The following is a 22,001-nucleotide window of genomic DNA, read 5'->3' as shown; positions in this document are numbered from 1 at the left end:
CGGCCCCAAGCTATAAGACCAAGACTACTTTTTAACGATAAGAATTATTACAAGGTGACCAATACATCGCCGACCGCCACGGAATCGCCCTGACGGACGTTTACCGCGCTGACGATACCGGCGACTTTGGCGCGGATCTCAGTTTCCATTTTCATCGCTTCCATAATCAAAACCACATCGCCTTCGGAGAGATGGGAACCGACATTGACATTGACTTTAAGCACCACGCCGGCCAGCGGCGATTCCACAAAGCCACTGCCACTAACGATAGGCGCGGTCGCTGCCAACATGGGGCCGCTGTCCAAAACGGACTGCACTGTAACCGGTTTAACAACTAAGTCGGCACCACCTGGCGCCACGGCTACGTGATAGTTTTTACCATCGACATTAACGGTATAAGTCTCAGCGACGCCGGGTTTCTGAGCAACTGCGGGCACCGCCGCTGCCACGCTCTCAGCCCCCGGCACAGGTTCAAAAGCCCCCGGGTTACCGCGGTTTTGAATGAACTTCCAGCCAATTTGCGCAAACAAGCCATCGATAAGAGCATCTTCTTCAACACTATCTGCCAGCTTCACACCTTCTGCCTCGGCTTTGGCTTTTACTTCGGCAATCAGTTTGTCCATCTCGGCTTCCAGCAAATCGGCTGGTCGGCACGTAATCGGCTCAGCGCCATTCAAAACGCGGGCCTGTAATGCTTTATCAACAGGTGCTGGCGTAGCCCCGTATTCGCCTTTCAGCACACCGGCGGTTTCCTTGCTGATGGTTTTATACCGCTCGCCGGCCAGTACGTTCAACACTGCCTGGGTGCCGACAATTTGCGAGGTGGGCGTGACCAGAGGGATATATCCCAGATCTTTACGCACCAACGGAATTTCCTGCATCACCGCATCGAAACGATCAGCGGCGCCCTGCTCGCGCAATTGACTTTCCATGTTGGTGAGCATGCCGCCCGGCACTTGCGAGACCAAAATCCGGCCATCGACGCCTTTCAGGCTGCCTTCAAATTGTGCATATTTTTTGCGGACTTCGCGGAAATAAGCGGCGATTTTTTCCAGCTTGATTAAATCCAGCCCGGTTTCGCGTTTTTGGCCGGCCATTGCAGCCACGATGGTTTCGGTAGGGCTGTGACCGTAGGTCATACTCAGCGACGAGATCGCCGTATCGAGATTATCTACACCTGCTTCGATGGCCTTGATATACGTACCCACACTCAAACCCGTGGTGGCATGGCATTGCATATGAATCGGAATCGCCACGGCTTTTTTCAGCTTGCTGATCAGCTCGTAAGCATCGTAAGGCGTCAGCAATCCGGCCATATCTTTGATGCAGATAGAATGCGCACCCATGTCCTCGATTTGCTTGCCTTGCTCGACCCATTTCTTGATCGTGTGCACCGGGCTGGTGGTGTACGAAATGGTACCTTGAGCATGGGCATCGGTATGTAGCACGGCTTTAATCGCACGTTCGATATTACGCATATCGTTCATCGCATCGAAAATCCGAAATACGTCTATACCGTTGACCACGCACCGTTCGACAAATTTGTCGACCACATCGTCGGCATAATGCCGGTAGCCTAAAATATTCTGGCCACGGAACAGCATTTGCTGCGGGGTTTTGGGCATGGCTTTTTTCAACAGACGTAAACGCTCCCAAGGATCTTCGCCCAAATAGCGAATGCAGGCATCAAAGGTGGCGCCTCCCCAAGACTCGATAGACCAGTATCCGATTTGATCAAGCTGCTCGCAAATCGGCAGCATGTCTTCGATACGTAGCCGGGTCGCCAGAATTGACTGATGGGCGTCACGTAATACCACCTCAGTAATTCCTAGGGGCTTATTTACCTTTTCCACTCTTTTCTCCTAAAGACGTTTTTGGGTCGATTACTGCTACCTTGTGGGTATGATTATCCGTGTTTATGTTTTTTGCGGTATTGATGTACAGCGGCGGTAATAGCAGCGATTACTGCCTTATCGTTCCCTGCCACGACAGGTTGATCCGAAAACTTGGCAGGCATTTCCGGAAAATAGCGGCGTACCAACTGAGACATCACATTGATTGCCACAATCAACATGGCCAAAAAAGCGTAGACCATACCCATGCCTATTAACATCAGCTCAATCCCTGAGGACAGCATTTCGTTCATGTGTTTCGTCCAAATGATTAAAACTGAGTTCATTATCGCCAAAACCGCCGGATTAAACAATCCTGAGCGGGGCGAAGGGTTTAATTGCCTTAGCTGGCGTAAGGCAAAACAGGATTCTTAGACTGTCGTTTTGCTTAGTCTGACGCTAAGTGAAGAGCATGATCGATAGGAATGGACTGGCGCCGATTTATTAAACGGCCGATTGCAAGTAATCCAACACTTCGGCGATGTGGGTTTTAACTTGGACCTTGCGCCATTCCTTGACCAACACGCCGTGTTCGTCGATTACGAAAGTGCTGCGCTCTATGCCTCGCACTTGCTTGCCGTACATGCTTTTCATTTTGATGACATCAAATAAATTGCAAAGGCTCTCATCCTGGTCAGATAGCAAATCGAACGGAAACTCCTGTTTGCACTTAAAGCCTTCGTGCATTTTCACGCTGTCGCGCGATACACCGAGAATAACGGCATTTAATTGATTGAACTGTTCGATATTATCCCTAAAGCCTTGACCTTCCTGGGTACAGCCGGGGGTATTGTCCTTGGGATAAAAATATAAAACGACTTTTTTGCCGCGATAATCTCTCAGTTTGACGGTTTTTTCACCGGTAGCGGCAATTTCGAAATCGGGAACGGCGGAGCCGAGAGTGGCTAAAGTCATCAGATCACCTTTTGATGGGTTCAAGAATAGCGTCGATATTCAAACTGTCGCAAAAATCCAGAAATTCTTCACGCAGCGATAAAATTCGTACTTCCGGCGGCACCAGCAATACATATTTTGTGGAAAACACCGGTGTGTTAAAAAATGCCGCTTGATGGCGGCTGGCCGTGACTTCTTCGATACAAATGCCTCTTTCCAACAAAAACGATGTGACCGCGAACAGCACGTCGTTCTTATCCATGGAAATGGTTTCCAGAGTATAAGGAACCCCCTCCAATACCGGCGGCATTTCATCCGGCCGTAAAAAACTCATCTGAATTTCGAAGCGAATTTTTATCGCTTCCAGCATGCCTTCCAGCTTGGCAATATGATTCCAATTGCCGGCAATCAGCACGTAAGCCGCAGTGATTTGCGTCAGATTGGACGTCCGCAGCTCCACCACGCTGCATTGACAGGCACTCAGCGCCGACAGGATTTCCGCGATAAAACCGTTGGACTTGTTGCCCAACACTGTGATTGCAAGTTGCATAAAATAAGTCCTTGATTACGCCTAGCGCAGTGTAACATCAACACTGCGAAAAGCAGAACCGCGACCAAGCAATCCCGACTACTGTGAATCTATATCGGTAATCACCGCGTGATTATCGAAGTGTACCGTTACTTTCTTGCTGGCTCGCGCCGCCGTTACCAGGGTCTCATCGACTTTAAACGCGACCGCCAACTGTTGATCCGTTACGGGGGCGGTGCGCTTCGGCGCGACGCTGGAATGCAGCCAGGACAAATACAAGGTCCAAAACAACCAGATACCGGCAATGATCACCACAATCTCGCCGTACAACTGCAATAATTCCAACAGCGTTTTATACCCGCCGAACCAGCGAATCTCGTCGGACAAGCTTTTCAAACCCATCAGCCAGGCACTGAGCGTAAACAAGGGCCACAAAAAGTACAGCCAAAGTATCCAGCTTAATAGCGACATAAACGCCGAACCGCATTTTTGTTGGAAACTTTGCAAATGCGGTTGGTTGATGATGATGTCTTTCATTTTTGCCTCAGGCCTCTATCCAAAGTCACCCACACCGCGCGCTGGCCGCGCTTTTTGCGTAACGCCTTGATGCAACCGTTAATAGTGGTGCCAACGTTGATCAGCCAGTAGATAATCGGATACCAGATCATCCAGTAGTAATGCTGCGCGGAGCCGCCGCTCTTGCGTTCGTAACTGGAATCGATAGTCAAACTGACGGCAAACTGAATCAAACAGGTGACGCATAACAACATACTGGTCCAATGCGGCGACAAATCCTCCAAAGCCTCCTGAGGTTCGCTGCTAAGCCACTCGAACGGCACTAAAGCCAGCATCGCCACCACCAAAAACGCCCAGGTCAGGCTGATACAGCATTCCAGATACAGCGGCCACATGCCACGGGAACGCCAGCTAAACAGCGGCCGGAAATAGCGTAACAACACCTCGACACCGCCTTGCGCCCAGCGGCTGCGTTGTTTCCACAAACCGTTTAGCGTCTCCGGCATCAGAACCCAGCACAAGGCATTCGGTTCGAAACGGATCGCCCAGCCGGCTAGTTGTAGCTTCCAGCTGATGTCGATGTCCTCGGTGACCATGTCCGGACTCCAATAACCGACATCGTGCAGCGCGGTTTTTCTAAACCCGGCAATCACCCCGGAAATGGTAAACACATGACCGTAAGAACGCTGCGCCCGCTTGATCATGCCGACAATGGCGGAAAACTCCCCCACCTGTATTTTGCCTAACAAGGTCGAACGGTTGCGGATACGCGGATTGCCGGTTACCGCACCGACATGCGGATCTTCCAGAAAATGCCTGACTATCCAGGCCGTGGCATTCGGCGCCAGCAAGGCGTCGCCGTCAATGCCAATAAGGATTTCGCTGTTAGCCAGCAAAGCGGCCGTGCGTAACCCCACGGCCTTACCCTGATTGCTGGCTAAATTGACCACCCGAATTTGCGGATGCTGGTCGGCCAGTTCGTGCAAGATGTCCAGCGTGTTGTCCTTGCTGCCGTCGTTGATGGCGATGATTTCATAATTGGGATATTGCTGATGCAGCAGGTATTCGATGGTCTCTCGGACATTCTCGCCCTCGTTATAACAAGGGATCAGAATCGATACCGCCGGATATTCGGACAACTCGGGCAGATCGGACAAAACATTGCCGCGATTCCGCTCCCAACGAAAGTAATAAATCATGCCGCCCAACATCCAGACATAAGCCATGAGTAGCGGATAATAAAACACAAAGCGCGACAACCATTCGTTGAATTGCCACCAGGGTACTTCCTGCAAATTTTCCTGGGTGATTAACCACCAATCGATAAATTGCTGCACCCAAGCTTGGTCTATCAAGTTCTCCATTTATTGCTTAATCCTTTTTGGAAACCGGAAAGAATTTTTTCAGCTCCGCCAACTTCGGCTGATCGTTAAACACGTTATCCGGATAGTAACCAATGTGTTTAGCGCCGTGCTTTTTCAATAACTCGAATTGCTCGGTAAAAATAGGCATGGGAATATCTTGCTTGGTTTTCCAGTTAACCGCCTGCAATTCAAACACCATTTTGTCCAAGCCGCCTGGATATTGCGCGGTTTTTTCCACTAACTCTATCAACCACTGCTTGGGATTTTCCGCCTCTTCCATAAAAGGCATCGCCTCCACCGCCACGTAATCATAATGCTTTAAAAACGCCGGGAAAGACTGCGCATACCATTCTTCGCTATACGGCTTTAACAGCGGCAGAGAGTAAAAATTGCGGGCGGTTTTGATATAAGGCCGATAGAACCTGACCTTGTCGGCCAAATAATCGGTGAACTGGCCGATCAACTCGGTTTTATGCTGTGCCCAGCGCAAGCGTAACTCGCTAGACGCATGAATGGTATCGAACTCGGCCGGCATCCCCCACACATTGCGGCTAAACTCCATCGCCAGCGGCGAGACGTCTTCAAAATCCGACAAGATCCCGTCGTCATGAAACAGAATGCCGTTAAAGTCGCAATGCTTAGCCAAGTCTTCGTAAATCTCGCCGACAAACTGCCTTGCTTCAGGGTTAAACGGCGACAAGCGGGTGTAGATATGCCGGGACAATTGCGGCTCGCCGTCGCGCCATTCTTTCACGTACCATTTCAGCGGCACATCGGCTTTGTAAGCCATGATCGGCATCCAGGCGTAGACTCGCACGCCCGCCCGTGTCCGCAATTGCAAGGTTACATGATTGAACATATCCCGGCGCACCGGCAAATGCCGATTAGGAAAATACAGTTTGTCGGCGTTACCGTCGCCGTCCGGATCGGAATAGGCTTGCAGATAGACGGTATTGGCGCCGCTGGCTTTAATTCTCTCTACCACTAGGGCCAAATTTTTCTCGGTCTGCTCCTCGTCATCGTCGTAGATGTAATCCATATCCACGTGCGCGACCCGCAACTCCTGGCCAACCCGCTGGTTTTTCACGATTTCGCCGAACTGTTTGGCATTGACGTCATCGGTGATCATCATGCGCTTCATCACGTACGCATCAGCCAGAGTATTGGCACCGTCGTTCAGGCCCATGGTCAAACGCATACCCGCCAATTTCGTGGCTTCCAGCGCAATGGCGTTAAATTCGCCGTAAGGCCACACCATGACCCGCGGCCGCTTGCCCAATATCTGAAACAAACGCTCCGAGCTTTTATCCACTTCCTGGAAAATCCGTTTGCGATAGTCCTCGTCTTTCTCGTATTCGTCGTATTCGTTGCTGTACAAACGCGAAGTCACCGCGCTTTGCTGATTGCCTTGCGGATTGGCGACGATGCCGTGATGTAAATCATAGGTGTGCGAAGCAATCTCGACCAGACCGCTCTCGGCCACTTCACGAATCTGTGCCGGCGTCATTAACGGTTTTACGCCCGGCACATTCTGCTGCTCCAGCCAAGAACCTACTACCGCCAAGGTGGCCGGATATTTGTACTTTTTCAGCAAAGGCATGGCCCGGGTATAAAAACTCAAGTAGCCGTCGTCAAACGTCAACATCACGGCTTTCGTCGGCAAAACCTTGTCGCCCTTCATGCAATCCAGCAAATCCTGGACGCTGATAACGTGATAGTTGTTCTGCTTCAACCAGGCAAAATGATCGGCAAGATGGTCTTTGTTGACCGCAATCCGATCAAACGGCGGCACCCGCTCTTCTTCTTCGAGAATGTCGTGATAATTCAATACCAGAAAGCTGGAGTTACCCGAATCAGCGGCCAGCAAGGGCCCTGTGAACAAACAGAAAAAGACAAAAATTACACGGGCAACAAAGTGCATATTCATTAATTTAAAGCGGGAAAAGAGACTGGAAACAGCTGGTTCTCAGTGTTAAAAAAGACCAGAATTGGACGGCGCATTTTACCCGAATCATAAGGCTTGGCCTGTTTTATTTGTCCGTGCGACACCCTGTCGCAGGCATGCTGAAACATTAAAACCAGCCTGCGACTAAGGCCGTCAACTCCAGTTTAACCAAGCCCATGACAAAAAGCTCGAACGTCATCCGCCCCACAAACTTCATAATGTTCGGAAAAAACTGGTTATGATTGAATAAAAAACCTCATCCAGTCCACCAACCGATTAACTCGACGTATGGCGGGCCAGTACACCACCCCTGGAGAATTCATGCAAAAACCCTCGCTAGCAAATCATTGGCGGCAAGACCTTACTGCCGGCTTTTTGGTGTTTCTGATCGCCCTGCCCTTATGTCTAGGCATCGCTGTCGCCTCCGGATTTCCGCCGATGGCCGGCATCATATCCGCCATCGTTGGCGGCTTGCTGGTATCGCGGATCGGCGGCGCGCAATTAACCATCACCGGCCCGGCAGCCGGTTTGATAGTGGTAATTCTGACCTCGGTGCAAACCCTGGGCGACGGCGATGCAATGGCCGGCTACCGCTACACTTTGGCGGCAATCGTCGTCGCCGGCGCCTTGCAAACCGTGTTGGGCTATTTCAAAGCCGGCCGGCTGGCGGCGTTTTTCCCAGCCTCGGTAGTGCACGGCATGCTGGCGGCGATCGGCATTATCATCATCAGCAAACAATTACCGGTCATGGCCGGCGTGCAAAGCCAAGGCGCCAGCATCCTGTCCGGCATAGCCGCGTTGCCGCACAGTCTGATTTACTTTATGCCGCAAATCGGCTTGATCGCGCTGGCCGGCATCGTGGTGCTGATCGGCTGGCCGCACATCCAGCAACCCTTGTTGCGCAAGATTCCGGCCCCTATCATCGTCATCGCTTCCGGCATCCTGCTCGGCCATCTGTTCCATCTGGATCAATTGCAACCGGGAGACACGTTTGTCGTCCCCAAAGACATCCTATTTGCGCCGCACTTTCTGGTGACTTTCCCGGACAGCCTGCTAGCTAGTTTCTATCTGCCGGATTTCGGCAAACTGAGCGCGTTTGCTTTTTGGGAAAGCGTGGTGTCAATCTGTCTGGTAGGCAGCCTGGAAAGCCTGCTCAGCGCCGCAGCCGTCGACAAGCTCGATCCGGAAAAACGCTACTCCGACTTAAACAAGGAGTTGCGCGCGGTCGGCATCGGCAACGTGGTATCCGGTATGATAGGCGGCTTGCCGATGATTGCGGAAATCGTCCGTAGCTCGGCCAACATCGACGCCGGCGGCCGCAGCAGCTGGGCCAATTTCTTTCACGGCGGCTTCGTACTGCTATTCGTCGTGTTGTTTCCGGATTTGATTTCGACAATACCGCTGGCTTCTCTGGCCGCCCTACTGGTCTATACCGGCTTTAGATTGGCCTCGCCGCAAGCCTTTGCCAAAAGCATGGACTTGGGCAAGGAGCAGCTGGCTTTGTTCGTGATTACCATCTTGGCGATACTGGCCAGCAACTTGTTGATCGGCGTGCTGATCGGCATCGCCGCTAAATTGTTGCTGCACATCGGTCGCGGCGTGTCTTTGGGTAACCTGCTATCCATATCTTATAAGATGCAAGCCAACGGGCCGAACAGCTGGATTATTAAAGTCAGCGGCGCCGCTTTGTTCTCCAACTTTCTGGCGTTAAAAAGCCAGGTCGCCAACCTGGCCGACGGCCAAACCGTGATCTTCGATTTAAGCGCCGCCGACTTGATCGACCACACCGTGATGGAGTTTATCGCCCATTACCAGGAAGACTACATCGCTCGCGGCGGCCGTTGCGAAATTCATGGACTGGCCGATCTGGAATCCCTAGGCGACCATGCTTTAGCCGCTAGACAGCGCAGATAAATATAGGGCGCCTCAAAAAATTAGTATCTCTTCAGCGCAAAGGACCGCAGATCCTCTCCAGCGGGAGAGGCAGGGTGAGGGGAATCAAAATAAGGCACTTTGCCAGTTTAATTCTCCTCACCCCAGCCCTCTCCATCAGGAGAGGGGACATGCTTTCGGCGGCTTGCCGGTTTTGCGATTTGCTGAATAGTTACACCTATTCTTACTATCTAAAAACCACCCAACATGACCGAAGCCACCATCATCTGCCCCAATTGCAGCACGCAAGTACCGTTGACGGAATCGCTAGCCGCGCCATTACTCGCCGCCACCCGCAAACAATTCGAACAGCAGCTGCAACAAAAAGACCAAGCCATCGCCGTGCGCGAACAAGACATCAAGGATCAGGAAAAACAACTGGCGGAGGCCAAGCGCGGCCTGGACGAACAAGTCGCGCAACAAGTCGCCAAACAATTACAAGCCGAACGCCAGCGGGTGATCGAGGAAGAAACCCGCAAAGCCAAACAAGCTGCCGCCGCCGAACTGGAGCACAAAAGCCGGGAGCTGGCCGAACTGAACGAAGTCTTGAAAGTCCGCGACGCCAAACTCGCGGAAGCCCAACAAGCCCAAGCAGAACTGATCAAAAAGCAACGCGAACTGGACGATGCCAAACGCGAGCTGGAACTGACCATCGAAAAGCGGGTGCAGAGCAATCTCAACGAAGTACGCAACCAGGCCAAACGCGAAGCAGAGGAAGGCCTGAAACTGCGGGTGATGGAAAAAGACCAGACCATTGCATCGATGCAGCAAAAAATCGAGGAACTGAAACAAAAAGCCGAACAAGGCTCACAGCAACTGCAAGGCGAAGTGCAGGAACTGGAATTGGAAAACCTGCTGCGCGCCAAGTTTCCCTTCGATAACATCGAGCCGGTTGCCAAGGGCGAATTCGGCGGCGATCTGCTGCAACGCGTGGTCGGCGGCTCCGGACAAGCCGCCGGCATTATTCTTTGGGAAGCCAAGCGCACCAAAAACTGGAGCGACGGCTGGTTGGTAAAACTGCGCGAAGACCAGCGCAACGCCAAGGCGGACATCGCCGTCCTGGTCAGCCAGGCCCTGCCCAAAGGCGTGGACAGCTTCGAAGTGATAGACGGCATCTGGGTCACCGCCCCGCGCGCCGCCCTTCCGGTCGCCACCGTGCTGCGCCACACCCTGCTGGAAGTGGGCATGGCCCGCCTCGCCGCCGAAGGCCAGCACGGCAAAACCGAGATGGTTTACCAATATCTGACCGGCCCGCGCTTCCGCCATCGGGTGGAAGCGATCGTCGAAGCCTTCTCCACCATGCAGGAAGACCTGGACAAGGAACGCAAAGCCATCACCAAACAATGGGCCAAGCGCGAAGCGCAAATCGAACGGGTGATGAACGCCACCGTCGGTATGTACGGCGATTTGCAGGGGATTGCCGGCAAGTCCTTGCAGGAGATCGAGGGCTTGGAAATGCGGGCGCTTGGAATGGATGATGAGTTGGAGTGACCTATCGACCAGCCGGTCGATCTGGTTCCCAAGCTCCGGCTTGGGAACCCTGGCCTTGGAAGCTCCAGCTTCCAGTCTGTTTGTAGATAGGAAGCTAAAGCTTCCGAGATAGCATTCCCAAGCTGGAGCTTGGGAACCAGAGGACTAGATAAATTCACAAAATTGACCCGAATATAAAACCATGTTTATACTCGCGTTTAAACATTCCAGGGAAACATCATGACCGAAGCCATACTCGACATCAAACAATGGGGTAATAACCTGGGCGTGCGCCTACCGGCGGCCATTGCCAGAGCCGCCCGTTTACACAACCATCAACGAGTGCGGGTATCCGTCGAAGGCGACAAGGTGATTATCACCCCGTTAGCCGACGAAGCTTTAACGTTGGAACAACGTTTGGCCCGTTTCGATCCCGAGCGGCACGGCGGCGAAGCCATGGCAACCGCGGAAACAATCGGTGCCGAACGTTGGTAAGCCGTAAGCAAACAGCGGCTTGGGTACCGGAAAGGCAAGATATCATCTGGATCGATTGCAATCCGCAAGTCGGCCAGGAAATGCGCGACATCCATCCGTTTTTAGTGCTTTCGCCACGCATCTTCAACGAAAAAACCTCGCTGGTGATCGGCCTGCCAATGACAACCGCCGCCTATAACGCCGACAATCCGTTTACAGTCGCCGTCGGTAAAACCGGCGGCCGCAAAGCCGAACAAACCAGCTATGTGCTCTGCCACCAACCCAAATCCTTCGACTGGCGCTTGCGCAAAGCCAAACCGCATCCGCTCAAATCCTTGCCAGGCGATTTGTTCGCTCATGTTTGCGAGCGGTTGAATCAGATCATTCAAGTCGGCTCTGGCTGATCTACCGATGTGCAGGATTGAGTCGTGATCTGGCTCTGGTTGCTCTGGTTCCCAAGCTCCGGCTTGGGAACTCCGGTCTTGGAAGCTCCAGCTTCCAATTCGGATGTGGATAGGAAATGCAAGCATTTGGCGCAAGCCTCGATGTATATTAGTATCTAATACACCTTATCGGGAGCGAGATCATGGCTAGAAATACTTCTGTCACTTTAGGTGACCACTTTGATAACTTCGTGCAGGAAAAAATACAGCAAGGCCGTTTCTTGTCGGTTAGCGAGGCCGTTCGCGCCGGTTTGCGTAAACTGGAAGAAGAGGAACTTAAGCTGCAAACCCTAAAAGCCAAGCTGCAAGCCGGCGAAGACAGCCCGCTGCAGGAGGATTTCGACGAAGAACAATTTCTGGCCTCGATGCGAAAAAATCACAGCCAATGAAGCCAAGCTATCGCATCAGGCAACTGGCGGCGGCGGATTTGGAGCAGATTTGGCTTTATACGTTTCAACAATGGGGTCCCGAGCAAGCCGACCAATACCTACGCGCACTGTTCGACCGTTTCAACTGGCTTGCGGAATACCCCAAGCTAGGCAAGGCGCGCGACGATATAAAACCCGGTTATTTTTGCTTCCCCGAAGGCCGGCATTTAGTTTTTTACATCGCTACCAATACCGGCATAGAAATAATCGGCGTCCCTCACCAGAGCATGGATGTATTTAATCACGTTGGATGAGTTGAATAATGGCATCCGAGGCGTTTTGATCTGGTCGGTCTGGTTCCCAAGCTCCGGCTTGGGAACCCCGGCCTTGGAAGCTCCGGCTTCCAGTCTGGCTGTAGATAGGAAGCTAGAGCTTCCAAGATAGCATTCCCAAGCTGGAGCTTGGGAACTAGAGTAACTAGAGTAATGGCATAAGTTATTTCATTTTATTATTTCCAATAGGAAAATAATTTTTATCAAAAATTAGGATTTTTATGGCTAAAAATGACAATATCTTGTTAGATGGACTTATTGATGATCGAATTGAAAGCCATTTTCCATCAGCTGATCGTGGAGAAGTATTTGAGTATTTTTCATTTGAGCAAATACTAAAAGACTTGGATCTTTCAAGAGACGAAATTCAAAGTGGATGGATCGATAGTCGACAAGACGGGGGTATAGATGGCTTTTTCATACTAATTAATGGACACCTATTACAAGATCCCCAATCGTTTATTTGGCCCAAAACCGGATCTGAGTTACATATTTCGATCATTACATGCAAGCATCATAATACATTTAAACAAGCGACTCTCGATAACCTTGCAGCCAGCTTGACGGAATTATTTGATTTTGGAATTGATGATATTAACCTAAAGGGAGCATATTCTGAAAGTATAGTTCGGTGCAGAAATAATCTAAAACTGGCTTATAGAAAACTCTCCCCAAGAATGAGTAAGTTTACCTTTGATATTTGCTATGCATCAAGAGGTAATACGTCTGAAATTGGTAAAGAGGTAATATCAAGGTCCGATCAAATACAATCCATTGTTCAAAATCACTTCAGCAACTGCCATTCAACATTTACGTTCTATGGTAGCGCCGAACTGGTCGAACTTCATAGAAAAATCCCGAATTACTCCTTAGACCTTCAATTTGTTGAATCTCTATCAAAAGGCGAAAGATATGTCCTGTTAGTAAAACTTAAGGATTACTTTAATTTTATTTCAGACAATGGAAAACTAAGAAGATACCTCTTTGATTCCAACGTAAGAGATTTCATGGGTTTAAATCGTGTAAATGAGGATATAAAGCAAACACTTGTCAATACAAATTCACCCGATTTTTGGTGGTTAAATAACGGCGTTACGGTATTGGCTACTTCAGCAAGTGTTGTGGGGAAATCGATACAAATTCAAGATGTACAAATCGTAAATGGTCTTCAAACAACGGAATCTATTTTTCGACATTTCGAGAGTGGCGCTGATGTTCCAGATGAGAGATCAGTTTTAGTCAAAATAATTGTCACGCAAGATGAAACCGTACGTAATTCTATAATTCGCGCAACCAACAATCAGACTGACGTTGAGCTTGCTTCACTTCATGCAACCGATAAAATTCAACGAGACATAGAAGATATTCTGGTTAGAAAAGGACTTTTTTATTAAAGAAGAAAGAACTACTACATCAATCTAGGTCACGAACCTAGCGAAATTATTACACCTTTTTACATAGCCACAGGCTATGTTAGCCTAATTCTAAAACAACCTTATCGTGCGACAGCCCTAAAGTCGAAATTCTTACGTTCACCAGCAATGTATAGCCGAGTTTTTTCGGAGAATACGTCAATTGATGTATGGCCCAAAATTGCCATAGTTTTAAAAAAGACTGACGAGGTTCTTGAGAAGCTAAGACCCAAAAATGGCGAAATTACGGACAGATTTCTAAAAAAATGGCGTCACATAATTTGCTTTTTTACAGTTTCCAGACTTCTAGGGAGTTTCGATTTTTCTGATAGAGACTTCATATGTTTTGATACTGATACTTTTACTGAAGACCAAATCCGAAATAGTTGGGAATTCATCTTTAATTTCTTAGACAAAGACTTAAATAAAGGGAAGTGGACAAAAAAGGGACAGGTTATTGCATTATGCATGTTGGCTGAAAAGCATCTTGGAATTACTAGAAGTCAGAGAATTGAGAAAAATACTGACTTTGGAGTCATGAATATTAAGCTTTCTAGCATATCATCAGTGAGTTTAGATTTTGCACTCAAAGTCAAAGAATTGCTTCCAGTTCAACCCTGGAAACCAGGGCAGCACAAAATTATTTCAAAATCCCTTAATTGTACTGACAATGAGTATTTTTCCGCTGTAGAGCTACTTATTGATGAAGGTTTAGTTAATCGTCAAAAGGATGGTGTTGTATATGACTCCGATGGTAATGTTTTGTGTTTTGATCCTGAACGAGTCGATCCGCAATCTATGATGTTATTTGACAAATATTATGACTAATACGAAATGACCCGCAGCCGCTACCAAGTCCTCCAAAACCACAGCCCGCACTTTCTGACCGCGACGATCAATCAATGGCTGCCGCTGTTTACCCGCCCGGCGACGGTGAATATCCTGCTGGATTCCTGGCGGTTTTTGCAGCGCGACAGCGGGTTTCAGCTGTACGGTTACGTGATCCTGGAAAATCACTTGCATCTGATCGCTGCTTCGCCGGATTTGAGCCGCGATATGCAGCGGTTTAAGGCTTATACCGCCAAGCAAATCATCGATCATTTGCAGCAAAGCGGTTCGGCGCGGGTGCTGGAATTATTGGCGTTGTTGAAGCGGCCGCATAAGACTGAGAGCGAGTATCAAGTTTGGGAGGAAGGTAGCCATCCGCAGCTGATCGAAACCGAGGCGGCGATGCGGCAGAAGTTGGATTACATTCACCTAAATCCGATCAAGCGTGGTTATGTGGATTTGCCTGAGCATTGGCGCTATTCCAGCGCACGGAATTACGCCGGAATGGAGGGCTTGATCGAGGTGGTTAGAGACTGGTGAGGATTTGGGAAGCTGGAGCTTCCGAGGCGTGGGTTCCCAAGCTGGAGCTTGGGAACCAGTGGAAATGACATGGCATATCACGCCGACAAGTCGATTAAGCCCTTTCCGACCTTATTTGCATCGAGATTCTGAGCATAGAACACCCACCCCCCGTCTCCCTTCCGAAATCCAAAAACAACGGCTTTTGAATCGTAATACACCGTATCTTTCGCCGATGCATTGTATTTTTTCCATGATGCGCCCTGTACCGACGGCTGCGGTTTACTAACCGACATACGCCGGGTTCTTACAACTGGAAGTGGCGGAGCATTTTGCGCTTCCATGTCATTTCGGGTATTGCCGCCAGTGAAGCCGCCTTCACCTTTCACATCGCCCGCGACATGCATGACGGTCACGCTATTCCCGTTTTGGTCGTGAAAATGAATCGTGAACCGACAATTACTAAATTCGGAAGTCAAAAAGTACGGTGGCGAATCTTTATCAAGAGTCACTTGGGTTAAACTCTTATTTTTCCACGGCAAATAATATATTCGTCTTTCCTTATCCCCGCCCTGACCGGGATACATTTTAATGATATTCGGCTTTTCAAAATGCCATTCAATATCACGAACGCCACCATCGGCCCGAATACCGGCATTGGCATCTTTCCAGTCAAAACTCACTTCGTCTATTTCCAGGACGTAATCGGTAAACGCTTTCTCCGGCTCCTTTATTAATAATGCTCTGAAATCTTCCAAGCTAGCCATATTCCACTCCGCTTCGACTTTAATTAAACGTTGAAAATGTTTATCGCATATCGCCAAATCATTGGTTTGGTCCAATGCCACTAACCGGATAAGGATAGCCGAGTTTTCTAGCTGTACATTTTTCCTCGACGACTAATAATATCGGGACTCAGTATAGAGGATGTCGGTCAGCGCGAATCGCTAACCCTTCGAATGGTAGACACGGTAATATCGTGATTTGTCCCACTCGCGAACTGGCCGGCCAAGTTTGTAAGGAAATCCTCCATCTGACCCGCTTCAAGCAAAATACTCAACTCGTCACTGCAGGACCACACAATGAACGCAGGTAATCCAGCACGCGTGCCTGACGCCAACGGTCATCGGCAGCACAGTGAGCGATCCGGGCGCGCTGGCAGGCGAGGATGGCTTCGTCTCTGCCTTTGTCTGTCCAGGGCCTGAGGTCGGCTGGCGTATCGGCCAGTAACGCGGCCGCTTCCTCATCCGGCGGCGGCGGGCCATCACGCAGCCAGGCTTCGGCCTGCTCGAAGTTGTCGCGACACATCAATGCAATCATATAATCGCAGGCCGATTGCAGCCCGGACCGCAACCGGCGGGGACTGACCGATACCATGGGTAACAGCGGCGCCAGCGAGGGCAACAGGTGATTGGCGTAGATAGTCGCGCCCCAATAGGATTCGGCGGTCCGGCGAAAATGGGCCAGATCGCGCACGGCGACCAAGCCGCTGGCCGCGAGCGGCAGAATTTCCACCGGCGCTTTGTTCACGTCCACGGTATCGTTGGCGACATCGACATACAAGCCGCCGAATTGCAGCGCGTTCTGGAAATATTGTTCGCGCAACACGCCCCATACCGAGCGCACGATACCGCCTTGAGCCATAAAGTCATGCAATAGCTGTTCGATCGGCGCCTGCGGTTGGCGTAACCGGGTCGCCATTAGTGCGTAAAGCTCGCGGGTGATCTCCTCGCAACGGCCATAAGGATAAGCCTTGCCCGCGGCAGCCGGCAGTCGAGGCGCGAGCAGCGCATCGACCTGAGCCCGTAAGCCCAGAAAATAAGCCTGCAATGCATCGATCCGCTCCGCCAGATAGGCATCGGTCAATGCACGCTGTTGGGTGTCAACAGCGGCGATTTGTTGAGGAAGTAAGGGCGTCATGGCGGAGCGGGATTGTCGCCGCGAATCCCCATCGTTGCAAGCTTCCATCATTTTGCTGGTTCCGAAGCTCCAGCTTCCGTTCCGTCTAATTCACCACAGCCCATCACCGGCTGCCGCAGCTTACTCGCCCAGCGACAGTGAATATCGTGCTGAATTCCCGGCATTTTTGCGGCACGGAGGATTTGGTAGACAAAGTGCATCGCAAGCGATTGGTACGATTCGTTAAATCACACCCCTAATGAACAAACACCGCCTTTCCTAACCTTGTATTGAATGACAAGTGACTATTTGTTGCCGCGATTGCCCCGACAAAAACCAAGCACTTGTTTTCCGTCGAGTTTGTTCCTAAGCTAACCCGCTATTTATCCTCATAGAAGACACTCAATGCGCGGCGTTCACACGGAATCGGCAAAAGAAGTTTACGACGTCGTCGTTATTGGCGCGGGTATCGGCGGTCTCAGTACCGCCGCATTACTGGCGAAAACCGGCAAGACGGTGTTACTGGTGGAAAGGCACGATAGACCGGGTGGTTATGCCCACGGCTTCAAACGTCGAAACTTTCATTTTGATTCCGGCGTACATCTGGTCAGCGGTTGCAGCCCAGAGGGTTATGGCAACGGCAGCACTATGAATAAGATCTGCCGGGTGGTGGGTATAGATCCGGAGGTACTGTTCATCCCTGTCCCATCATACGCCCGCGCGGTTTTTCCGGATTTCGAAATCCCGTTACAAGCCGGCGAAGCGGCGTTCGTGGCCGGCTTGACTGAACACTTTCCGCAGGAAAAAGACCGCCTGCTGGCGCTGATCCGGCTTTGTAAAGTATTGGCGGAAGAAGCCATGCTGGCCGAGGAAGTGTTGTCGCAAAGTAAGGCAACGCGGATTTCGCCGATGCAAACGCTGGGCAATTTATTCCGCTATCGCCGCACCACGTTGGCGGAGGCGCTGGACGAGTTTTTGGTCGATGCTCGCCTGAAAAGCGCTTGCGCGATGCTCTGGCCTTACTTGGGTTTGCCACCGTCACAATTGTCCTTCTTGTATTGGGCCTCGATGATGGCCGGTTATACTTACGAAGGCGGTTATTACTGTCGAGGCAGTTTCCAGGTTTACGCCAATCAACTGGCCGCCGCCATCGAAAATCAAGGCGGCGAAGTGTTGTTAAATGCTAGCGTGCGCCGCATTTTAGTCGAGCAAGGCAAAGCCTGCGGCATCGTCTTGGAAAACGGCCAGCTGATTCGTTCTGAAACGGTAGTTTCCAACATCGACATCCAGCACACCGCCGAGCTGTTAATCGGTCGGGAGCATTTGCCAAACGGCTATTGCGAAGGCTTGGCAAAGCTGTCGCCGTCCTTATCGATCTTCGCCAGTTATATCGCCACCGACCTGCCCCTCTCTGAGCAAGATCATGCTCATGAAGGCTTTTTCTTTGAATCGTTCGACCACGAAGCCAGCTATGCATTAAGCCAAACCGGTCTGAGCAATTGGTTTTCTGCAACGCTGCCATCCTTCGCCGACTCCTCGCTGGCGCCGCCCGGACAAAGCATCATGATGCTGACCACACTGTGTCCATTTGACGTGGGGGAATCCTGGCGCATCGCCAAGAACGGTTTTCAGCAACGCCTATTAGAAAAAGCCGAGCGGCATTTTCCCGGCCTCAATGACCATTTGTTGGTGGTGGAGTCCGGCTCGCCACGCACCATGGAGCGCTACACCCTAAACCGCCACGGCGCAGCCTATGGTTTTGCGCCCAGCCCGGATCAGATCGGCCCGAACCGGCCAAGTGTAGTCGGCGCCCTGCCCGGCTTGTTCCACACCGGCCATTGGACTCGGCCTGGCGGCGGTGTGGCCGGGGTCAGCGTTTCGGCCTTACTCGCCGCGCAAGCAGTACTGGGTATCGCTAAGCAAGAAGACTTTTGGAAAACTTTAGGCCTGGATGACTAAGAGCGTCTGACCTACTTATTCTGCGCGCGAGATAAGCGCCTGCATCCGCGCTAGTTTCGGCGACACCACCGGCACCGTCAGCATGGTACTAAGCACGGCCATCAATAATAGGGCGGTGAAGGTTTCACTAGTAATAATGTCTTTATCCAGCAAGACATTGGCAAAGATGATCATGATCAAGGCCTTGGTTTGCAGCAGCCAACCAATCAACGAAGCCTCGCCGCGCTGCCATTTCAGGATTTTTCCGGCCAGATGGATACCCAGCAACTTTCCGAACACCGAAACCAACAACAATACCCCGGCGACCACCAGTACCGCCGCGCCGCCCATTGCCCAATTGGTTTTCAAGCCGGCGCTGATGAAATACACCGGCATCACCGTCAGCAACAAGTGGTGGCGTAACAAGTCCATATGGGTTTGATTAAACCAGCAGCCATCCAGGATAGCGCCGGCCAAAAACGCCCCCACCATAAAATGCAATCCGGCCCAGTCGGCAGCAAAACCGGTAGCAGCCAAGGCGATGATACCGACATACCAACGATCACGTTCCGGCAGCCAGGCCATCAGTTTGCGAATCCCGTAAGCGCTGATTGCAAAACCCACTAAAAAAGCGCCCTGCCGGCCCACCCGCTCCCAATCCAATAGAATCAAGGCCAGTACCGCCCAAATCGCAATATCATCCATGCTGGCGTAACGCAAGATGCGCTGGCCGATGGGCTGACGCAGAACTTCCAGTTTTTCCATCAACAAAATCAAGATCGGCAGCGCCGTCACGGCACAGGACATCCCCATCCCCAGCACAAATTGCCAAGGCATGGCCTTGGCTCCCATCCAGCCTTCGAACATCAGCATGCCCAAAGCCACAACGCAACCCAAGCCCAAGGGCACGCCCAGCGCCAACCCAGCTGTGATGCTGGTTTCCAGCCGATGTTGCCAGGCCTGACGCAGATCCAATTCAATACCTGCCACCCAGACAAACAGCATCACCGACCACCAGGTGATACCGTTCAGCGCTTGTATCACCTGTTTGTTAAAAACAAAGGCATAATAATCCGGAAACGCGGCACCCAAGACCCCAGGACCCAGCAAAATTCCGGTGATAATCTGCACCACCACCAAAGGCGCGAAATAGTCGGTCCGACCGATTCGCCAGATCAGATACGGTAGGCTGTAGATAATGGTTAAGGCAATCAGGAATACTTCAGTGGTGTTCATCGGCCAATCGTTTGGAGTGAGTCGCGTTAGGCAGGTATTATTACAAAATCAGCGTTAGCCAACTGATGCTTTTGCATCGGACATTTGACTGAACAACATGAAATCTACAATGAAACTAAACCGGTTTTCTTTAACACAGGTGAAACAGCATGCCGCCATCTGAACGCTTCGATGCCGCCATCATCGGTGGCGGCCCAGCGGGTACCAGCGCCGCGATCATCCTAGCCAAAGCCGGCAAACGCGTGGTGCTGTTCGAACGCTCGCGCTTTCCGCGCTTTCAAATCGGCGAATCTTTATTGCCGGCTTGTTGGGAAATCTGGCGGCGGCTGGGTGTCACCGAAAAAATCGAAGCCGAAGGCTTTACGGTCAAGCAAGGCGCGAACTTTGGCATGTTCAACCAAAAACCCGATGTGTTACTGCTGACCGCGGAATATCCGGGGTATTTCGAACGGCCCTATACCTATCACGTCGAGCGCGCGCGCTTTGATCAAATTCTGCTGGAGCATGCCGCCGAATGCGGCGTGGAGGTGCGCCGGGAATGGTCGGTTGCCGATGTGCTATTCGACGGCGAACGCGCGATTGGCGTTAGTGCTGGCAAAAATGGCTCTGACCCGGCGCCGATTCATACCTCAGTCGTCATCGACGCCTCGGGCCGCGAATCTATGATCGCCCGCAAGTTAAACTGGCGGCGGCCCTTGCCCGAGCTGAACAAAATCGCCCATTTCGCCCATTTTAAAGGCGGCTTTCGCCGCGACCCACACGGTTTTATCAATTTTGGCGAGGTGATGGACGGCTCGGTAACCACCGACATCCATACCATCGACGGCGGCTGGGTTTGGTACATTCCGCTACGAGACAATATCACCAGCGTCGGCGCAGTGTTGGACAGCCGCTTTGCGAAAAGTCTTGGCGATTCGCCGCAGCAACGCTTCGAGGCCGCCATCCAAAGCTGCGAGTGCGTTCGCGAGTGGTTAACGGGCGCGCAGCAAGCCATGGATATCAAAACCATTTCCTCTATTGGCTACATGAACGAACGCTTTCACGGCGACGGCTTTTTACTGGTGGGCGATGCCTCGATGTTTGTCGACCCGGTATTTTCCGCTGGGGTGACGCTAGCGATGCGCAGCGGGGTTTACGCCGCCGATGCGGTGCTGGACGGTTTTGCCCACAGCAACGACTTTAGCGCTGCGCGCTTAAGCCATTACGAAACGCGCATCCGCGAGCCGATGGAGCGGATTTTTCAGATGATTTACAACTGGTACCGAATCCTGGAACAAAAAGACGCCAATAACATCATCCTGCGTTCCCGGCAAAGCCCCATGCTGCGGGAACGCTTTATTGTCCTGCTGTCCGGTGGTTACGACATGGTCAGCATGAAACAAATTCTGGAAGCCGGCCAGGAACCGAGTTCAACCTATTTGGTTTCTTGAAACTGATTGGAGATTATTAACCCGGCCCTATTTATCACGGATACTCCGTTCGGGCTGAGCTCGTCGAAGCCCAGGCTGTTTGGCCTTCGACAAGCTCGGCGCGCGACGTTAAGGCGAGCTTAATATTGCCGGCTAAAATGACATCGCCAGCTGTTTACTGAAGTTGGCAACCTAATAACGACACTACCGAGGCACACATGAATAACATCAACCAATTTTTACTGTCGGGCGCGTTGCTTGCGTTTTTTGGCTTGGCACAACCCTGCTTCGCCGGCATCGAAACGCCGCGTATCGACCAGCGCCAGGAAAATCAGGAAAGACGCATCGAGCAGGGCGAGGCGTCCGGCGCCTTAACCAACCGCGAAGCCAACCGTTTGGAACATCAACAAATGCGCATAGCGCGTCAAGAAGAAGCTGCTAAAGCCGATGGCGTGGTTACCGCCGGAGAACGAGCCAGACTGACCCATCAACAAAACAAAGCCAGCCGAAATATTGCCCGCAAGAAACACAATTTAAGACGGGATTAAACGAAGCGTAAACTCCCACCGCTTCGTCGTTCCGGCGAATGCTGGAATCCAAT

22 protein-coding genes are annotated in these 22,001 nt (G+C 51.3%); 12 read left to right on the top strand and 10 right to left on the bottom strand.

Going from position 1 to position 22,001, the window contains the following annotated elements:
* Positions 1-47 precede the first annotated feature (47 nt).
* The 7 genes from oadA to pgaB form a co-directional block, all read right to left on the bottom strand.
* Positions 48-1,853, bottom strand: coding sequence for a sodium-extruding oxaloacetate decarboxylase subunit alpha (gene oadA, locus ACR64Q_RS07595; RefSeq protein WP_036276451.1), 1,806 nt, complete (start codon positions 1,851-1,853; stop codon positions 48-50).
* Between the two features lie 53 nt (positions 1,854-1,906).
* Positions 1,907-2,146 carry an OadG family protein gene (locus ACR64Q_RS07590; RefSeq protein ID WP_036274151.1) on the bottom strand — a complete coding sequence of 80 codons (240 nt, stop codon included), beginning with the start codon at positions 2,144-2,146 and terminating at the stop codon, positions 1,907-1,909.
* A 190-nt stretch (positions 2,147-2,336) separates the two neighbouring features.
* Positions 2,337-2,807: a peroxiredoxin gene (locus ACR64Q_RS07585; RefSeq protein WP_313734149.1), complete on the bottom strand. Its 471-nt coding sequence runs from the start codon at positions 2,805-2,807 to the stop codon at positions 2,337-2,339.
* 4 nt (positions 2,808-2,811) lie between these two features.
* Positions 2,812-3,336, bottom strand: coding sequence for a glycine cleavage system transcriptional repressor (locus tag ACR64Q_RS07580; protein WP_020482067.1), 525 nt, complete (start codon positions 3,334-3,336; stop codon positions 2,812-2,814).
* A gap of 78 nt (positions 3,337-3,414) precedes the next feature.
* Complete coding sequence (gene pgaD / locus ACR64Q_RS07575; protein ID WP_026604448.1) at positions 3,415-3,852, bottom strand: poly-beta-1,6-N-acetyl-D-glucosamine biosynthesis protein PgaD; 438 nt, start codon at positions 3,850-3,852, stop codon at positions 3,415-3,417.
* A complete protein-coding gene (gene pgaC / locus ACR64Q_RS07570; RefSeq protein WP_313734148.1) occupies positions 3,849-5,195 on the bottom strand; it encodes a poly-beta-1,6-N-acetyl-D-glucosamine synthase in 1,347 nt (448 codons plus the stop codon). The genes pgaD and pgaC overlap by 4 nt, the downstream gene beginning before the upstream one ends.
* A 7-nt stretch (positions 5,196-5,202) precedes the next feature.
* The gene (pgaB, locus tag ACR64Q_RS07565; RefSeq protein WP_483823298.1) at positions 5,203-7,062 is read right to left on the bottom strand and encodes a poly-beta-1,6-N-acetyl-D-glucosamine N-deacetylase PgaB; all 1,860 of its coding nucleotides are present in this window, start codon (positions 7,060-7,062) and stop codon (positions 5,203-5,205) included.
* Between the two features lie 399 nt (positions 7,063-7,461).
* On the opposite strand from pgaB, the gene ACR64Q_RS07560 reads away from it, so the two are divergent.
* The 9 genes from ACR64Q_RS07560 to ACR64Q_RS07520 all read left to right on the top strand — a co-directional run bounded on the left by ACR64Q_RS07560 (position 7,462) and on the right by ACR64Q_RS07520 (position 14,939).
* A complete protein-coding gene (locus ACR64Q_RS07560; protein WP_313734146.1) occupies positions 7,462-9,054 on the top strand; it encodes a SulP family inorganic anion transporter in 1,593 nt (530 codons plus the stop codon).
* A 225-nt stretch (positions 9,055-9,279) separates the two neighbouring features.
* Positions 9,280-10,563 carry a DUF2130 domain-containing protein gene (locus tag ACR64Q_RS07555; protein WP_313734145.1) on the top strand — a complete coding sequence of 428 codons (1,284 nt, stop codon included), beginning with the start codon at positions 9,280-9,282 and terminating at the stop codon, positions 10,561-10,563.
* A gap of 219 nt (positions 10,564-10,782) precedes the next feature.
* A complete protein-coding gene (locus ACR64Q_RS07550) occupies positions 10,783-11,037 on the top strand; it encodes an AbrB/MazE/SpoVT family DNA-binding domain-containing protein (protein ID WP_313734144.1) in 255 nt (84 codons plus the stop codon).
* Positions 11,031-11,420 (top strand): type II toxin-antitoxin system PemK/MazF family toxin, encoded by a 390-nt coding sequence (locus ACR64Q_RS07545; protein WP_313734143.1) that lies wholly within the window; start codon positions 11,031-11,033, stop codon positions 11,418-11,420. The genes ACR64Q_RS07550 and ACR64Q_RS07545 overlap by 7 nt, the downstream gene beginning before the upstream one ends.
* A 182-nt stretch (positions 11,421-11,602) precedes the next feature.
* Positions 11,603-11,848: a type II toxin-antitoxin system ParD family antitoxin gene (locus tag ACR64Q_RS07540; protein WP_313734142.1), complete on the top strand. Its 246-nt coding sequence runs from the start codon at positions 11,603-11,605 to the stop codon at positions 11,846-11,848.
* Positions 11,845-12,141 carry a type II toxin-antitoxin system RelE/ParE family toxin gene (locus ACR64Q_RS07535; protein WP_313734141.1) on the top strand — a complete coding sequence of 99 codons (297 nt, stop codon included), beginning with the start codon at positions 11,845-11,847 and terminating at the stop codon, positions 12,139-12,141. The genes ACR64Q_RS07540 and ACR64Q_RS07535 overlap by 4 nt, the downstream gene beginning before the upstream one ends.
* Positions 12,142-12,380: 239 nt before the next feature.
* Entirely contained in the window at positions 12,381-13,553 is a 1,173-nt protein-coding gene (locus tag ACR64Q_RS07530) for an AIPR family protein (protein WP_313734140.1), read from the top strand.
* 147 nt (positions 13,554-13,700) lie between these two features.
* Positions 13,701-14,399 carry a hypothetical protein gene (locus ACR64Q_RS07525; protein ID WP_313734139.1) on the top strand — a complete coding sequence of 233 codons (699 nt, stop codon included), beginning with the start codon at positions 13,701-13,703 and terminating at the stop codon, positions 14,397-14,399.
* Between the two features lie 6 nt (positions 14,400-14,405).
* Positions 14,406-14,939: an REP-associated tyrosine transposase gene (locus ACR64Q_RS07520; RefSeq protein ID WP_313734138.1), complete on the top strand. Its 534-nt coding sequence runs from the start codon at positions 14,406-14,408 to the stop codon at positions 14,937-14,939.
* A 77-nt stretch (positions 14,940-15,016) separates the two neighbouring features.
* Here the strand turns inward: ACR64Q_RS07520 and ACR64Q_RS07515 are convergent, their stop codons facing one another.
* Both ACR64Q_RS07515 and ACR64Q_RS07510 read right to left on the bottom strand, forming a co-directional pair.
* Positions 15,017-15,760, bottom strand: a complete 744-nt coding sequence (locus ACR64Q_RS07515) for a hypothetical protein (protein WP_155931193.1) — start codon at positions 15,758-15,760, stop codon at positions 15,017-15,019.
* Positions 15,761-15,974: 214 nt separating this feature from the next.
* Positions 15,975-16,838 carry a hypothetical protein gene (locus tag ACR64Q_RS07510; RefSeq protein WP_313734136.1) on the bottom strand — a complete coding sequence of 288 codons (864 nt, stop codon included), beginning with the start codon at positions 16,836-16,838 and terminating at the stop codon, positions 15,975-15,977.
* 384 nt (positions 16,839-17,222) lie between these two features.
* On the opposite strand from ACR64Q_RS07510, the gene ACR64Q_RS07505 reads away from it, so the two are divergent.
* A complete protein-coding gene (locus ACR64Q_RS07505) occupies positions 17,223-18,776 on the top strand; it encodes a phytoene desaturase family protein (RefSeq protein WP_313734135.1) in 1,554 nt (517 codons plus the stop codon).
* 15 nt (positions 18,777-18,791) lie between these two features.
* On the opposite strand, the gene ACR64Q_RS07500 is transcribed toward ACR64Q_RS07505, so the two are convergent.
* Entirely contained in the window at positions 18,792-19,991 is a 1,200-nt protein-coding gene (locus ACR64Q_RS07500) for a cation:proton antiporter (protein ID WP_313734134.1), read from the bottom strand.
* Between the two features lie 149 nt (positions 19,992-20,140).
* Between ACR64Q_RS07500 and ACR64Q_RS07495 the strand changes: the two genes are divergently transcribed.
* Together ACR64Q_RS07495 and ACR64Q_RS07490 are read left to right on the top strand one after the other, a co-directional pair.
* On the top strand, positions 20,141-21,421 hold the full coding sequence (locus ACR64Q_RS07495; RefSeq protein ID WP_313734133.1) for an NAD(P)/FAD-dependent oxidoreductase: 1,281 nt from the start codon (positions 20,141-20,143) through the stop codon (positions 21,419-21,421).
* Between the two features lie 197 nt (positions 21,422-21,618).
* The gene (locus ACR64Q_RS07490; protein WP_313734132.1) at positions 21,619-21,948 is read left to right on the top strand and encodes a hypothetical protein; all 330 of its coding nucleotides are present in this window, start codon (positions 21,619-21,621) and stop codon (positions 21,946-21,948) included.
* Positions 21,949-22,001: the final 53 nt, after the last annotated feature.

This window comes from Methylomonas sp. 2F7 (assembly GCF_057126975.1).
The sequence above is the reverse complement of the archived record's forward strand: the minus strand, read 5'-3'. Positions and strand labels throughout refer to the sequence as shown.

Bases quoted from the DNA above. Each gene is read 5' to 3' on its own strand.
- pgaC (WP_313734148.1), bottom strand. From the start codon at position 5,195: ATGGAGAACTTGATAGACCAAGCTTGGGTGCAGCAATTTATCGATTGG.
- ACR64Q_RS07495 (WP_313734133.1), top strand. From the start codon at position 20,141: ATGCCGCCATCTGAACGCTTCGATGCCGCCATCATCGGTGGCGGCCCA.
- ACR64Q_RS07590 (WP_036274151.1), bottom strand. From the start codon at position 2,146: ATGAACGAAATGCTGTCCTCAGGGATTGAGCTGATGTTAATAGGCATG.
- ACR64Q_RS07580 (WP_020482067.1), bottom strand. From the start codon at position 3,336: ATGCAACTTGCAATCACAGTGTTGGGCAACAAGTCCAACGGTTTTATC.
- ACR64Q_RS07585 (WP_313734149.1), bottom strand. From the start codon at position 2,807: ATGACTTTAGCCACTCTCGGCTCCGCCGTTCCCGATTTCGAAATTGCC.
- ACR64Q_RS07530 (WP_313734140.1), top strand. From the start codon at position 12,381: ATGGCTAAAAATGACAATATCTTGTTAGATGGACTTATTGATGATCGA.
- pgaD (WP_026604448.1), bottom strand. From the start codon at position 3,852: ATGAAAGACATCATCATCAACCAACCGCATTTGCAAAGTTTCCAACAA.
- ACR64Q_RS07540 (WP_313734142.1), top strand. From the start codon at position 11,603: ATGGCTAGAAATACTTCTGTCACTTTAGGTGACCACTTTGATAACTTC.
- ACR64Q_RS07535 (WP_313734141.1), top strand. From the start codon at position 11,845: ATGAAGCCAAGCTATCGCATCAGGCAACTGGCGGCGGCGGATTTGGAG.
- ACR64Q_RS07510 (WP_313734136.1), bottom strand. From the start codon at position 16,838: ATGACGCCCTTACTTCCTCAACAAATCGCCGCTGTTGACACCCAACAG.
- ACR64Q_RS07505 (WP_313734135.1), top strand. From the start codon at position 17,223: ATGCGCGGCGTTCACACGGAATCGGCAAAAGAAGTTTACGACGTCGTC.
- ACR64Q_RS07560 (WP_313734146.1), top strand. From the start codon at position 7,462: ATGCAAAAACCCTCGCTAGCAAATCATTGGCGGCAAGACCTTACTGCC.
- ACR64Q_RS07525 (WP_313734139.1), top strand. From the start codon at position 13,701: ATGTATAGCCGAGTTTTTTCGGAGAATACGTCAATTGATGTATGGCCC.
- ACR64Q_RS07500 (WP_313734134.1), bottom strand. From the start codon at position 19,991: ATGAACACCACTGAAGTATTCCTGATTGCCTTAACCATTATCTACAGC.
- ACR64Q_RS07490 (WP_313734132.1), top strand. From the start codon at position 21,619: ATGAATAACATCAACCAATTTTTACTGTCGGGCGCGTTGCTTGCGTTT.
- ACR64Q_RS07550 (WP_313734144.1), top strand. From the start codon at position 10,783: ATGACCGAAGCCATACTCGACATCAAACAATGGGGTAATAACCTGGGC.
- ACR64Q_RS07520 (WP_313734138.1), top strand. From the start codon at position 14,406: ATGACCCGCAGCCGCTACCAAGTCCTCCAAAACCACAGCCCGCACTTT.
- ACR64Q_RS07555 (WP_313734145.1), top strand. From the start codon at position 9,280: ATGACCGAAGCCACCATCATCTGCCCCAATTGCAGCACGCAAGTACCG.